At 72.5% G+C, this 14,331-nt stretch carries 13 protein-coding genes; 11 read left to right on the top strand and 2 right to left on the bottom strand.

Annotated elements, in window-relative coordinates; genetic code table 11:
- The first annotated feature begins 48 nt into the window (after positions 1-48).
- The 4 genes from IE258_RS04835 to ilvD all read left to right on the top strand — a co-directional run bounded on the left by IE258_RS04835 (position 49) and on the right by ilvD (position 4,610).
- A complete protein-coding gene (locus IE258_RS04835) occupies positions 49-981 on the top strand; it encodes a Ppx/GppA family phosphatase (RefSeq protein WP_189739371.1) in 933 nt (310 codons plus the stop codon).
- Positions 982-1,156: 175 nt separating this feature from the next.
- Positions 1,157-2,026, top strand: coding sequence for a sugar phosphate isomerase/epimerase family protein (locus IE258_RS04830; RefSeq protein WP_189739369.1), 870 nt, complete (start codon positions 1,157-1,159; stop codon positions 2,024-2,026).
- Positions 2,023-2,634, top strand: a complete 612-nt coding sequence (locus IE258_RS04825; RefSeq protein ID WP_159327309.1) for a TetR/AcrR family transcriptional regulator — start codon at positions 2,023-2,025, stop codon at positions 2,632-2,634. Before IE258_RS04830 ends, IE258_RS04825 begins: the two co-directional genes overlap by 4 nt.
- Before the next feature lie 122 nt (positions 2,635-2,756).
- The gene (gene ilvD / locus IE258_RS04820) at positions 2,757-4,610 is read left to right on the top strand and encodes a dihydroxy-acid dehydratase (protein WP_189739366.1); all 1,854 of its coding nucleotides are present in this window, start codon (positions 2,757-2,759) and stop codon (positions 4,608-4,610) included.
- A gap of 26 nt (positions 4,611-4,636) precedes the next feature.
- Here ilvD and IE258_RS04815 read toward each other — a convergent pair whose 3' ends face one another.
- A complete protein-coding gene (locus tag IE258_RS04815) occupies positions 4,637-6,790 on the bottom strand; it encodes a serine/threonine-protein kinase (RefSeq protein WP_189739362.1) in 2,154 nt (717 codons plus the stop codon).
- 185 nt (positions 6,791-6,975) lie between these two features.
- Between IE258_RS04815 and IE258_RS04810 the strand changes: the two genes are divergently transcribed.
- From IE258_RS04810 to proC, 7 genes are all read left to right on the top strand, one after another.
- A complete protein-coding gene (locus IE258_RS04810) occupies positions 6,976-7,305 on the top strand; it encodes an SH3 domain-containing protein (protein WP_189739359.1) in 330 nt (109 codons plus the stop codon).
- A gap of 150 nt (positions 7,306-7,455) precedes the next feature.
- A complete protein-coding gene (locus tag IE258_RS04805) occupies positions 7,456-8,142 on the top strand; it encodes a DUF4232 domain-containing protein (protein WP_189739356.1) in 687 nt (228 codons plus the stop codon).
- Positions 8,143-8,183: 41 nt separating this feature from the next.
- Positions 8,184-8,687: an EamA/RhaT family transporter gene (locus IE258_RS04800; RefSeq protein ID WP_189739353.1), complete on the top strand. Its 504-nt coding sequence runs from the start codon at positions 8,184-8,186 to the stop codon at positions 8,685-8,687.
- Positions 8,688-8,819: 132 nt separating this feature from the next.
- Positions 8,820-9,644: a class I SAM-dependent methyltransferase gene (locus tag IE258_RS04795; protein ID WP_189739350.1), complete on the top strand. Its 825-nt coding sequence runs from the start codon at positions 8,820-8,822 to the stop codon at positions 9,642-9,644.
- A 151-nt stretch (positions 9,645-9,795) separates the two neighbouring features.
- Positions 9,796-10,620 carry an ABC transporter ATP-binding protein gene (locus IE258_RS04790; protein ID WP_189739348.1) on the top strand — a complete coding sequence of 275 codons (825 nt, stop codon included), beginning with the start codon at positions 9,796-9,798 and terminating at the stop codon, positions 10,618-10,620.
- Positions 10,617-11,417, top strand: coding sequence for an ABC transporter permease (locus tag IE258_RS04785; protein ID WP_189739344.1), 801 nt, complete (start codon positions 10,617-10,619; stop codon positions 11,415-11,417). Before IE258_RS04790 ends, IE258_RS04785 begins: the two co-directional genes overlap by 4 nt.
- Before the next feature lie 233 nt (positions 11,418-11,650).
- On the top strand, positions 11,651-12,463 hold the full coding sequence (gene proC / locus IE258_RS04780; RefSeq protein ID WP_189739341.1) for a pyrroline-5-carboxylate reductase: 813 nt from the start codon (positions 11,651-11,653) through the stop codon (positions 12,461-12,463).
- Positions 12,464-12,654: 191 nt separating this feature from the next.
- Here proC and trpS read toward each other — a convergent pair whose 3' ends face one another.
- Positions 12,655-13,665: a tryptophan--tRNA ligase gene (gene trpS, locus IE258_RS04775; RefSeq protein ID WP_189739337.1), complete on the bottom strand. Its 1,011-nt coding sequence runs from the start codon at positions 13,663-13,665 to the stop codon at positions 12,655-12,657.
- Positions 13,666-14,331: the final 666 nt, after the last annotated feature.

Raw genomic sequence — 14,331 nt, 5'->3', positions numbered from 1 at the left:
CGCGAGGACGGGACCACGGCGGGTCCCGTCGGCAGTAGCGTTCCGTACATGAGACTCGGTGTTCTCGACGTGGGTTCGAACACGGTGCACCTGCTGGTGGTGGACGCCCACCCCGGCGCCCGCCCGCTGCCCGCCCACTCGCACAAGGTGGAACTGCGCCTCGCCCAGCTCCTCGACGAGGACGGGGCGATCGGCCCCGACGGCGTCGACCGGCTGGCCGCGGTCGTCAAGGAGGCGCTCCAGGCCGCAGAGGACAAGGGCGTCGAGGACCTCCTGCCGTTCGCCACCTCGGCCGTGCGCGAGGCGAGCAACGCCGACGACGTCCTCGCGCGCGTGCACGCCGAGACCGGCGTCGAGCTGACCGTCCTCACCGGCGCCGAGGAGGCCCGGCTCACCTTCCTCGCCGCCCGCCGCTGGTTCGGCTGGTCCGCGGGCAGGCTGCTGGTCCTCGACATCGGCGGCGGCTCCCTGGAGATCGCCTACGGCATCGACGAGGAGCCGGACGCCGCCGTGTCGCTGCCGCTCGGCGCGGGCCGGCTGACCGCGGCCCGGCTGCCCGACGACCCGCCCCACCCGGACGACGTCAGGGCACTGCGCCGCCACGTCCGTACGGAGATCGCCCGGACCGTCGGCGAGTTCAGCCGCCTGGGCGCCCCCGACCACGTGGTCGCCACCTCGAAGACCTTCCGGCAGCTGGCCCGCATCGCCGGCGCCGCCCGCTCCGCCGAGGGCCTCTACGTCCAGCGCGAGCTGAAGCGTGCCTCGCTGGAGGCGTGGGTGCCCCGCCTGGCCGCCATGACCAGCACCGAGCGCGCGGAACTCCCCGGCGTCTCCGAGGGCCGGGCGCACCAGCTGCTGGCCGGCGCCCTGGTCGCCGAGGCCGCGATGGACCTCTTCCACGTGGAGAACCTGGAAATCTGCCCCTGGGCCCTGAGGGAGGGCGTGATCCTGCGCCGCCTGGACCACATGGGCCAAGGGTGAACGCCGCCCCTGAAAGGGGCGCGGGGCTGTATCGATGTGCGGCTCCGCCGCGTGGGCACGACAAGCCACGACGCACCCGCACCCGCACCCGCAGCCGCACCCGCCCTATGGCCCTCACCACAACGGCGATCGGGCACCCCGCGACTCCCAGCGGGCACCCCGTACCCTGACCCCCGTGGCAAATCCCAGGGACGTGATCCGCACCCCGGACCCGAAGGTCGCCCTGTCGACGGCTTCCGTCTACCCGGAGTCGACGGCGACGGCCTTCGAGATCGCCGCGCGCCTCGGCTACGACGGCGTGGAGGTGATGGTCTGGACGGACCCGGTCAGCCAGGACATCGAGGCGCTGCGCAGGCTCAGCGACTACCACCGCATGCCGATACTCGCCGTGCACGCACCGTGTCTGCTCATCACCCAGCGCGTGTGGTCCACCGACCCCTGGGTCAAGCTCCAGCGCGCCCGTGCCGCCGCCGAGAAGCTCGGCGCGTCCGCCGTGGTGGTCCACCCCCCGTTCCGCTGGCAGCGCCAGTACGCGCGGGACTTCGTCCAGGGCATCTGGCGGATGGCCGACGAGACGGACGTCCGGTTCGCCGTGGAGAACATGTATCCCTGGCGCTACCGCGACCGCGAGATGCAGGCGTACGCCCCCGACTGGGACGTGACGAACGACGACTACCGGCACTTCACCATCGACCTCAGCCACGCCGCGACCTCCCGCACCGACGCCCTCGGCATGCTCGACCGCATGAGCGACCGCCTCGGCCACGTCCACCTCGCCGACGGCAAGGGCTCCGCCAAGGACGAGCACCTGGTCCCGGGCCGCGGCAACCAGCCCTGCGCCGAAGTGCTGGAGCACCTCACGCACACCGGCTTCGACGGCCACGTGGTCATCGAGGTCAACACCCGGCGCGCGATGTCCAGCGCCGAACGTGAGGCCGATCTCGCCGAGGCGCTGGCCTTCACCCGCCGGCACCTGGGGCAGTCGGCGGCCTCGGCGTCCGGGTCCGCCGGTGCCGCCGGTGCCGCGCGGACGGAGCGCCGGTGACCGACGCCGACGGGGCCGTCCGCCGCCGCGGCCGCCCGCCGCGCACGGCGTCCGGCGACACCCGCGACCGGATCCTCGCCACCGCCCGCGAGGAGTTCTCCGAACGCGGCTACGAGAAGACGTCCGTACGCGGCATCGCCAAGGCCGCGGGCGTGGACCCGGCGCTGGTGCACCACTACTTCGGCACCAAGGAGCAGGTCTTCGAGGCGGCCATCGAGGTCGCCTTCGCACCGGCCCTGAAGGTCCCCGAAGCGCTCGGTGACGGCCCCCTCGACGGCATCGGGGAGCAGCTCACCCGGTTCATCATGGGCGTGTGGGAGAACCCCACGACCCGCAAGCCGGTGCTGGCCATCGTCCGTTCCGCCGTGAACAACGAAACCGCCGCCGCCGTCTTCCGCCGCCTGATCGCCACCCAGGTGATGCGGCGGGTGGCGGCCCGGCTGGAGCGCCCGGACGCGGAGCTGCGCGTCGAGCTGGCGGCGGCGCAGCTGGTGGGGTGCGCGATGCTCCGCTACGTGATCAAGGTGGAGCCGCTGGCCTCCGCCGACGCGGAGCAGATCATCGCCCGCATGGCCCCCGTCGTACAGGGGCACCTCACGGGCCCCTGAGGACACCCGCCCGCAGGCGTACGGCGAGACGAACGTCCCGCATTCCGGACGCCCCGTCCCGACCCCTGGATGACCGGCGTACGCTCGACGACAGTCATAACTCTCCGAAGGAGCGAGCGACGATGCCCGAACTGAGGTCCCGCACTGTCACCCACGGCCGCAACATGGCGGGCGCCCGCGCCCTTATGCGTGCCTCCGGTGTACCCGGCGCGGACATCGGGCGGAAGCCGATCATCGCCGTCGCCAACAGCTTCACGGAGTTCGTGCCGGGCCACACGCACCTGGCGCCGGTCGGCCGGATCGTCAGCGAGGCGGTCGCCGCGGCCGGCGGCATCCCGCGCGAGTTCAACACGATCGCCGTGGACGACGGCATCGCGATGGGCCACGGCGGCATGCTGTACTCCCTCCCCTCCCGCGACCTGATCGCGGACAGCGTGGAGTACATGGTCGAGGCCCACTGCGCCGACGCCCTGATCTGCATCTCCAACTGCGACAAGATCACCCCGGGCATGCTCAACGCGGCGCTCCGCCTGAACATCCCGACGGTCTTCGTCTCCGGCGGCCCGATGGAGTCCGGCCGCGCCACCCTGGTCGACGGCACGGTCCGCACCCTGGACCTGGTCGACGCGATGTCGGAGGCGGTCAACGAGAAGATCTCCGACGCGGACATCCTCCGCATCGAGGAGAACGCCTGCCCCACCTGCGGCTCCTGCTCCGGCATGTTCACCGCCAACTCGATGAACTGCCTGACCGAGGCCATCGGCCTCTCCCTCCCCGGCAACGGCTCGGTGCTGGCCACCCACACCGCCCGCAAGGCGCTGTACGAGAACGCCGCCCGCACGGTCCTGGACCTGACCCGCCGCTACTACGAGCAGGACGACGACTCGGTCCTGCCCCGCAACATCGCCACCCCCGCGGCCTTCGAGAACGCCATGGCGCTGGACATCGCGATGGGCGGCTCGACCAACACGATCCTGCACCTGCTGGCCGCCGCCCAGGAGGCGGAGGTCGCCTACGGCCTCACCGAGATGGACGCCCTCTCGCGCCGCGTCCCGTGCCTGGCCAAGGTCGCGCCGAACGTCGCCAAGGACCGCACGTACTACATGGAGGACGTGCACCGCGCGGGCGGCATCCCCGCCCTCCTCGGCGAGCTGCACCGCGGCGGCCTGCTCAACGAGGACGTGCACTCCGTCCACAGCCCGTCCCTGGCCGACTGGCTGAAGACCTGGGACATCCGCGGCGGCTCCCCCTCCCAGGAGGCCGTCGAGCTGTGGCACGCCGCTCCCGGCTGCGTCCGCTCCGCCGAGGCATTCTCCCAGTCCGAGCGCTGGGACTCCCTCGACGACGACGCCCAGGGCGGCTGCATCCGCTCCGTCGAGCACGCCTACTCCAAGGACGGCGGCCTCGCGGTCCTGCGCGGCAACCTCGCCGTGGACGGCTGCGTCGTCAAGACGGCCGGCGTCGACGAGTCGATCTGGACCTTCGAGGGCCCGGCCGTCGTCTGCGAGTCGCAGGAGGAGGCCGTCCAGAAGATCCTCACCCAGCAGGTCAAGGAGGGCGACGTCGTCGTCATCCGCTACGAGGGCCCCAAGGGCGGCCCCGGCATGCAGGAGATGCTCTACCCGACCTCCTACCTGAAGGGCCGCGGCCTCGGAAAGGCATGCGCCCTGGTCACCGACGGCCGCTTCTCCGGTGGCACCTCGGGCCTGTCCATCGGCCACGCCTCCCCGGAGGCGGCGGCCGGCGGCACCATCGCCCTGGTCGAGGACGGCGACCGCATCCGCATCGACATCCCGAACCGCTCCATCGAGCTGCTCGTGGACGACGCCGAGCTGACCCGCCGCGAGCAGGGCCTGAACGGCGTGTACGCCCCGAAGAACCGCGACCGCAAGGTCTCCGCGGCCCTGAAGGCGTACGCCGCGATGGCCACCAGCGCGGACAAGGGCGCGGTGCGCGACGTCAGCAAGCTGGGCTGACCCCGGGCCGGGCGGGATCGAAGGGCCTACCAGGCCCCCGGGTCCCGCCCGGACACCCCGAACACCGTCCCGTCCGGCGCCCCGGCGTACACGTGCCCGCCCGCGACCAGCGGCGCCGGCAGCGACGCGGGCACCTTGTCGGAGTCGGCGCCGAGCCGGGGCCGGGTCTGCCCGAGGAGCCTGCCCTCGCGCGCGTCGACACCGAGGAGCCGCCCGTCGGGCGCGGTGACGTACACGTGCCGCCCGTCGGAGACCGGCGCCGAGCCCCGGCTCACGCCCGTCTCCAGCCGCCACGCCTGCTTCCCCGCCGCCGTGTCCACGGCGACCAGCGAGCCGCCCGCGCCCATGAGGTACACGGTGTCCCCGCGCACGCCCGCCGAGGCCGACGCCTGCTCGACCGGGATCGGCAGCGTCACCCGGCGGGTCGCCCCGGTGGCGGGCGTGTGGCGGACCACGGCCTTCACGTCGCCGTAGGTCGCCCCTTCGGCGACGAGGAACACGGAACCGTCCGCCGCTGCCACGGGCGTCAGCGTCCCCGCCAGGTCCGCGTCCCAGCGCACGTCCCCGCTCGCCGGGTCCACCGCGGTGACCCGGGTCCGCTTCCCGTCCGCGCTCGGGCTCGTCGCGTACGCCACCGGGTGCCGCTCCCCGGCGAACGAGGTGAAGTACGGCACCGCCTGCCCGGGGATCCGGCGCGACCACATCGTCCGCCCCGTGGCGCTGTCCACGCCGGTGACCAGCCCGTCGGCGCGGGTGAGCAGCAGCATGTCGCCGACGGTACGCAGCCCGTCGTACGCGGGCATGTCCTCCTGCCACTTGGGCTCGCCCGTCGCGGGGTCGAGCGCCTCCAGCGGGCCCAGCAGTCCGACCTCGGGCTGCACGAGCCCGCCCGACACGACCGGCGGTTCGTTGCGCACGGCCTCCTCGACGGGGTGCCGCCACAGCGTGCTCCCGTCGGCCGGGTCGAGCGCGAAGACCAGCCCGGGCCGGGCGCACAGCAGCCGCCGCGCCTCGTACGAGCACTGCGGCATCCCGCCGCCCTTCGCCGCGGGCAACGCCTCCCACGCCCCGAACCCGCCCGGCGCGCTCTGCGCGGTGGGCGTGCCCGCGGGCTCGGCACCGCCGAACGCCTGCACGGCGACCAGGCTCCCGATCACGGCGAGACCCACCGCCCCGGCGACGAGCGCCGACCGCTTCCCCAGCCGCCGCACGACCCGCCCGGCCCGTCCGGTCGGCCCGGTCGGCCCGGATGGCCCGGCGGAAGCCCGCGGGGCGGCTTCCGCCCCGGCCTCCGCCGGAGCCTCGGCCCGCTCCGTCCGCGGTGCCGGTATGAACACCTGCGTGTCATAGGCCGCCGCGACCGACCGCAGCTCCCGCATCAACTCGTCCGGCGTAGGCCGGTCCTCGGGCTCCTTGGCGAGGCACCGCAGCACCAGCGGCGCGAGCGAGTCCGGTACGCCGGTCAGATCGGGCTCGTCGTGCACGACCTGGTAGGCGACGACGTACGGGCTGTCGGAGTCGAACGGCCCTCGTCCGGTCGCCGCGTGCACCATCAGCGAACCGAGGGTGAAGACGTCGGCCGCGGGCCCCACCTCCCGGGGCCGCCGGAACTGCTCGGGCGCCATGTAGGGCGGCGTGCCGATCAACTTCCCGGTCTCGGTGCGCAGTTCGCTGTCCTTCGGCCGGGAGATGCCGAAGTCGATGACCTTCGGACCGTCCTCGGCGAGCAGGACGTTGCTCGGTTTGAGGTCCCGGTGCACGACGCCGACCCGGTGGATGTCGCGCAGCGCCTCGGCGAGCCCGGCCATCAGTCGGCGCAGCTGGGGCTCGTCCATCGGCCCGTTCCGCTTCACCTGCTCGGACAGGGTCGGGCCGGGGATGAACAGCGTGGCCATCCAGGGCCGCCCGGCATCCGGGTCGGCGTCCACGACCGGCGCCGTGAAGGCCCCGCTCACCCGCCGGGCCGCCGCCACCTCCTGCCGGAAACGCCCCCTGAACTCGGGGTCCCTGGCGTACGTGGCGTGCACGACCTTGACCGCCACGCGCATCCCGGAGGTGCTGCGGGCCAGGTGCACGACGCCCATGCCGCCCGAGCCGAGCCGGGACTCCAGACGGTAGTGACCGGCGTACTCCGGAAGTTCCGCTTCCGCGTCCGCTCCGGCATCCCGCTGCGGCGCCATGGAACCACCCCCCGAGCTGTTCGTTCGCGCGAGCGATGATCGGAGCCTAGTCGATGGGACGCAAGGGACGGAGTCGGCCTGCCGACCCGCGTGTGCGACTTGCGAACTGGTGTTTCATGGCTTGTTCTTGGGGTATCACCGGTGCCCCGCGACAGTCGTGGGGTGTTCAACGGGGGGAGTTCTTCATGTCGGTCGAGCAGGTCCAGAACATCGGCGGCGGGGAAGAGGGCGAAAGGACAGGGGGCGAGGGAGTCGTCGCGGCGGCGGCCCTGCGCTCCTACCCGGTCGCGCCGGGCTACCGCCTGAACGTGCGCAGCGGCCCGGGCACCAACTACTCCGTGGTGCGGGTCCTGGCCGAGGGCTCCAGGGTCACGATCAACTGCCAGCGCACGGGGGAGCGGGTCTCCGGCCCCTACGGCACCTCGAACATCTGGGACAACATCGGCAGCGGCCAGTACGTCTCGGACACGTACATCCTCACCGGCAGCGACGGCTACGTGGCCCCTCGCTGCTGACCTTGTAACAGGGCTGTCTTAGGGACGTACTAGGAGGTTGCCTAGGGGAACGGTGTGCCGGGCCGAGCGGGTCTTGGTGGACAGAAACGCCCGCTCGGACCGTTCGGTACGGGTGGCCCGGCACGCCAACCGATCCTGAGGTAGACAACGATGCGCGTTCGCAAGCTGACCCTCGCCGCCATGGCCCTCGCCGCCGGTCTCTCGCTCACGGCCTGCCAGAACGATGACGGCGGCTCGGACCAGGGTGCCGCCCCGCCGGCCTCCTCCGCGGCGTCCTCGTCGAACGGCGGCTCGGGCTCGGCCGGCTCGGACCAGCAGGACGGCTCGGACTCCGCGGGCAAGTCCCCCAACGGGACCGGCGGCACCGACGGGACGGGGGGTTCCGGCGGCACCGGCGGGGCCGGCGAGGACGGCAAGGCCGCCAAGTGCAGCACCGACGAGCTGGAGATCACGGCGATCGACGCCACCATCGGCGGCGACTCCGACGGCACCGTCGCGGTCGACCTGAAGAACGGCGGCGGCCGGGACTGCTCCCTCGCGGGCTACGCCGGCGTCGACCTGAAGACGAACTCGGGCACCGTGTCCGCCGAGCGCACCGGCGACCCGGCCCCCAGGATCGTCCTCGGCGACGGGGAGACGGTGACCTTCGGCATCACCTACCCGATCAACGACTCGGGCGGCTCCGGCGTCCGCATCACCGGCCTGGTGGTGACCCCGCCCGACGAGACCAAGTCGGTCACCCTCGACTGGCCGGGCGGCTCCTCGCTGCCCGTCACGGACGGCTCCGGCACCCCGGTGCGGGTCGGCCCGCTCGGCAGCGCCGGCCAGGGCGGCTGACCGCACGGCACGCCCCGAACGGCGCGCGCGATAATCGACCCGTGAGCGCAGAGAACGGCAAGAACGGCATCCCGGACACCCCCGCGGGCCCCCGCCCCGAACCCCTGCGGTTCTACGGCACGACCTGGGTGGACCACGACCACGGCTACACCGCCCGCCGGGTGGGTCTCGCCGTGGGCTCCCTGGCCGTGGCGGCCGCCGCCTGCTTCGTGCTCCGCGTCGCCTACCAGGGCCTGCAGATCGCCGACATCGGCAGCTTCGTCTCGCTGCTGATGATCGTGATGTTCGCGATCTGCAGCGCCCTGGCCTTCCGCCACACCTGGTCCGGCTTCGCCGGCCGCCCGGACCCGGACCGGCAGGCATCCATGCGCGGCCTGCTGGCCATCGGCTTCGTCGGCTCCCTCCTCGCCTACTTCTTCCGCACCTTCACCGAGGCACCGGGCGAGAAGCTGCACCGCGAGGAGTACGAGAAGGCCCGCGCGGAGTACGAGAAGCGCACCACCCGCCGCTCGGGCAACCCGTCGAAGAAGCGCCGCGGGAAGTAGCACGCCAGGGGCGGCGCCGGAACCAGCCCCGCGAAAGCGGCGCCGCCGGACACGCGAGCGGGGTGCGGGGACTCCAGCAACCCCTCCGGCAACCCCCTACGCCTACCAGACCCGTACGGCCACCATGGCCGCATGACGACACCGCTGACCCCGGACGACCGGGCCACTCCGAACGCCGCCCCCGCGCAGCCGGCCAACCACGGCGCCCGCGCCCACTCCTTCAACGCGGCCGCGGCCCAGTACGCCGCCAACCGCCCCTCCTACCCGTCCGTCCTCTTCGACGCGCTGGAGGAGCTGACCGGCCGCCCCCTCAAGGGAGCCCGCGTCGTGGACGTCGGCGCCGGTACCGGCCTCGCCACCGCCCGCCTGCACGAGCGCGGCGCCGACGTCGTCGCCGTGGAACCCGGCGCCGGCATGGCCACCGAGTTCCGCCGCACCCTCCCCGGCGTGCCCGTGGTCCGCGGCAACGGCAACGCCCTCCCCCTCGCCGGCCGCAGCGCCGACCTCCTCACCTACGCCCAGGCCTGGCACTGGACCGACCCCGCCCTGGCCGTCCCGGAGGCGCTGCGCGTGCTGCGTCCGGGCGGCGCGCTGGCGCTGTGGTGGAACACCGACGCCCTCGACGTGCCGTGGATCGCGGAGTCGGCGCGACGCGTCGACCGGCACTTCGAGGGCCTGAACCTCTCCGCCGAGAAGCGCAGGTTCGAGGCACGCTTCGCCGACCCCACCGGTCACCTCGACTTCGTCCACCGCGTGCTCCGCTGGACCCGACGCGTCCCCCTCGACACCCACCTGGCCAACCTCGGCAGCCACTCGGTCTTCCTGACCGACACCGAGGAACGGACCGCGGCCTTCTTCGCCGACGAGCGCCGACACCGGCTGACCGTGTTCCCGGACGGCATCGTCGAGGAGACGTACGACGTCCACCTCCTCGTCGCCAGGACTCCCACGGCGTGAGGACACTCGACGCCCCCTGACGAACGCGCCGGCGCGCGACGAACCGTGCCACCTCCTGACGCTTCCCGTCGCCGGCGCGTGACGCCCCCGTGGCCGTAGGGCGACCGCATGGCGCTTGACGCCACGGGCACCCGGGAGGAGTATTCATCACATGATGAATTACCCGCGGGAGCACTCCTCCCGGCCACCCGAAGGGCACGGCGACGACCCCGCCCCACCCGCCGTCCACGCCGAAGACCTCACCGTCGTCCGCGGCTCCCGCACCGTCCTGCGCGGCCTCGGATTCACCGTCCCGCGCGGCCGCATCACCGGCCTCCTCGGCCCCTCCGGCTGCGGCAAGTCGACCCTGATGCGGGCGATCGTCGGCACCCAGGCCAAGGTCGCCGGCACCCTGGACGTCCTCGGCCGCCCGGCCGGCCACCCGTCCCTGCGCACCCGCATCGGCTACGTCACCCAGGCCCCGTCCGTCTTCGACGACCTGACCGTCCGCCAGAACCTGGCCTACTTCGCCGAGATCCTCGACCCCGGCCGGGCGGCCGCCGACCGCCGCCGCGAGGACGTCACCCGTGTCGTCGCCGACGTCGACCTCACCACCCACGCCGACGCCCTGGCCGGGAACCTCTCCGGCGGCCAGCGCAGCCGCGTCTCCCTCGCCGTGGCCCTCCTGGGCGCCCCCGAACTCCTGGTCCTCGACGAACCCACGGTCGGCCTCGACCCCGTACTCCGACGCGACCTGTGGGCCCTCTTCCACTCCATCACCGCCGAGCGCGGCGCCACGCTCCTCGTCTCCTCCCACGTCATGGACGAGGCCGAACGCTGCCACCGGCTGCTCCTGATGCGCGAGGGCGAGGTCCTCGCCGACGACACCCCCGACGCCCTGCGCACCCGTACCGACTCCGAGACGGTCGAGGAGGCATTCCTCCACCTGGTCGACGAGGCGAAGGCGGCGGCCCGCACGAAGGAGACCACCCGATGACCACGCCCACGGCCCCCGCACCCGCCCGTGCGACGACGCTCCCGGCCCCCACCCGCCCCCTGAGCCTCTCGCGCACCACGGCCACCGCCACCCGGGTCCTGCGCCAGCTGAGCCACGACCCCCGCACCATCGCGCTGCTGATGCTGATCCCCTGCGTGATGCTCTTCCTGCTGCGCTACGTCTTCGACGGCAGCCCGCGCACCTTCGACAACATCGGCGCCTCGCTCCTCGGCATCTTCCCGCTGATCACGATGTTCCTGGTCACGTCCATCGCGACGCTGCGCGAGCGCACCTCCGGCACCCTCGAACGCCTCCTCGCCATGCCGCTCGGCAAGGGGGACCTCATCGCCGGCTACGCCCTCGCCTTCGGCGCCCTCGCCATCGTCCAGTCCGCCCTCGCGACGGGCCTCGCGGTCTGGTTCCTGGGCCTGGACGTCACGGGCAGCCCCTGGCTGCTCCTCCTGGTCGCGCTGCTCGACGCCCTCCTGGGCACCGCGCTCGGCCTCTTCGTCTCGGCCTTCGCGGCCTCCGAGTTCCAGGCGGTGCAGTTCATGCCCGCGGTGATCTTCCCCCAACTCCTCCTCTGCGGCCTCTTCACCCCCCGCGACAACATGCACCCCGCCCTGGAGGCCGTCTCCGACGTCCTGCCCATGTCCTACGCCGTCGACGGCATGAACGAGGTCCTGCGCCACACCGACATGACCGCCACCTTCATCCGCGACGCCCTGATCGTCGCGGGCTGCGCACTACTGGTCCTGGCCCTGGGCGCAGCAACCCTGAAACGCCGAACGGCATAAACCAGCCCGTCCGGCGCTTGAGGACGAGGCCCGTTCAGGGCTGAAAGCGGGGGTCCGGGGGCGGCAGCCCCCAGGGACGGGAAAGGGAAGGGGCGGCGGGGGCGAAACCCCCCACCGGCACCCACCACCCCCCGTCCCGCGGACTGGACGCAACACTCCACCCACCCCCCTGAATGCGAGGATGACGACAACGCACGCAAGAACGGACAGCGCACCGAAGGGCACCGAACCCCATGACCCAGAAAGTCGCCGTCCTCGGCACCGGCAAGATCGGCGAAGCCCTGCTCAGCGGCATGATCGGAGCCGGCTGGGCCCCCGCCGACCTCCTGGTCACCGCCCGCCGCCGGGAACGGGCCGACGAACTCCGCGCCCGCCACGGAGTCACCCCCGTCACCAACGCCGAGGCCGCCAAGAACGCCGACACCCTGATCCTCACGGTCAAGCCCCAGGACATGGGCACCCTCCTCGACGAACTCGCCCCGCACGTCCCGGCCGACCGCCTGGTCATCAGCGGCGCGGCGGGCATCCCCACCGCCTTCTTCGAGGAGCGCCTCGCCCCCGGCACCCCGGTCGTCCGCGTCATGACGAACACCCCGGCCCTCGTCGACGAGGCCATGTCCGTGATCTCCGCCGGCACCCACGCGACCGCCGCCCACCTGACCCACACCGAGGAGATCTTCGGCGCCGTCGGCAAGACCCTGCGCGTCCCCGAGTCCCAGCAGGACGCCTGCACGGCCCTCTCCGGCTCGGGCCCGGCGTACTTCTTCTACCTGGTCGAGGCCATGACCGACGCCGGCATCCTCCTCGGTCTGCCCCGCGACAAGGCCCACGACCTGATCGTCCAGTCCGCGATCGGCGCCGCGAAGATGCTCCGCGACAGTGGCGAACACCCCGTCAAGCTCCGCGAGAACGTCACGTCCCCCGCCGGCACCACCATCAACGCCATCCGCGAACTGGAGAACCACGGCGTCCGCGCCGCCCTCATCGCCGCCCTGGAAGCCGCCCGCGACCGCAGCCGCGAACTGGCCACCGGCACCAAGGACTGACCACCGCGACGGCGCCCGGGCAGGGTGCTCAGCGCACGCCGGTCAGCACCCGCCCGGAAGCTCCTCGAACGCCCCGGCCTGCCCATGCCGGAGGTCGTCCGCCGGGCGGGCTTCGGCAGCGAGGTCATGATGCGCCGACACCATGCGTCGGCACTTCGCCACACGCCTCGCCGCCAAGCCCAGCCCCGCTCCTACCGCACCGCGTTCACCGGCGGCAGCAACCCGATCGCCCGGTAGGCGGCGTCCACGGTCGGCCGCGCCATCGCCCGCGCCTTCTCGGCCCCCTCCCGGAGCACGCCCTCCACGTACCCGGGATCGGCGCACAGCTCCTGGTGCCGCTCCCGCACCGGCCGCAGCACCTCGACCACCGCCTCCGCGGTGTCCTTCTTCAGCGCGCCGTACGAGTCGTAGCCATCGGCCAGCTCCGCCGGGTCCCCACCCGTGCAGGCCGCGAGGATCTCCAGCAGGTTCGCGAGCCCCGGGCGCTCCGCCCGGTCGTACACGACGTCACGCCCGCTGTCGGTCACGGCCCGCATCACCTTCTTCCGCACCACGTCCGGCTCGTCCAGCAGATAGACGATCCCCGGCCCGACGTCGTCGCTCTTGCCCATCTTCGACGCGGGCTCCTGCAGATTCATGACCCGGGCCGCCAGTGCCGGACTGGTCGCCCGCGGCACCACGAACGTGTGCCCGTACCGCTGGTTGAACCGCACCGCGAGATCCCGCGCCAGCTCCACGTGCTGGGTCTGGTCGTCCCCGACCGGCACCTCGTCCGTCCCGTACGCCAGGATGTCGGCCGCCATCAGCACGGGGTACGTCAGCAGCGACAGCCGCACGCTCCCACCCCGCTCCCGCTCCCGCGCGGCCTTCTCCTTGTACTGGATCATCCGCCGCATCTCCCCGTCGGTCGCCACGCACTCCAGTACGTACGACAGCCGGGCGTGCTCGTCCACGTGGCTCTGCACGAACACGGTGCACAGCTCGGGATCCAGGCCCGCCGCCAGCAACAGCGACGCTCCCTGCCGGCTGAGTCTGCGCACCCGCGCGGGATCGTGATCCACGGTCAGCGCGTGCAGGTCGACGACGCAGAACAACGCGTCCGACCGGTGCTGGTCCACAGCGGCCCACCGCCGCATGGCTCCCAGATAGTTCCCCAGCGTCAGGTGCCCGGTCGGCTTGACCCCACTGAAGACTCGCGTCATCTCTCCACCTCCTGGTCAGGGCCGCCGCCACCGGCCGGCCGCCCCTCCTGGAGGGAGATACGAGAACGGCCGCCGAAGCGGCGGCCGTAGAGTGCATACGTGTGCGGCCGCCGTCAGGCGGCCCGCCAGAGCTGGGTACACGTACGCGTCGTCACGAGCCCCACAGTACGCCCGCGCGGCCCGCTCCACCCGGGATTTGACACGGCTGCCCCGCACTCCTAGTGTTCTCCGAGTTGTCCGACGTGAGCGCCGACCCCGGTCGGTCCCCGGACAGCGATTCCGCAAGTACCAACCACTCTTCGACGGACAGTCGCGTTGTCGGCGTCGTCGTCCTGTGGGTGCGCGTATTAACGGAATGAGGAATCCACGTTCGAAAGAACGCGGCCCCCGATTAGCTCGGGAGCCGGGAATCCGCTAGAGTCTCACCTCGTTGAAACGGCCCAAGGGCCGCGGAGACAACCCCTTCTGACGGGGAATCAGGGCCGAAAGGATCTGATAGAGTCGGAACCGCCGGAAAGGGAAACGCGAAAGCGGGAACCTGGAAAGCACCGAGGAAATCGGATCGGAAAGATCTGATAGAGTCGGAAACGCAAGACCGAAGGGAAGCGCCCGGAGGAAAGCCCGAGAGGGTGAGTACAAAGGAAGCGTCCGTTCCTTGAGAACTCA

This window comes from Streptomyces tendae (genome assembly GCF_014650435.1).
Taxonomy (GTDB): Bacteria; Actinomycetota; Actinomycetes; order Streptomycetales; family Streptomycetaceae; genus Streptomyces; species Streptomyces tendae.
The sequence above is the reverse complement of the archived record's forward strand: the minus strand, read 5'-3'. Positions and strand labels throughout refer to the sequence as shown.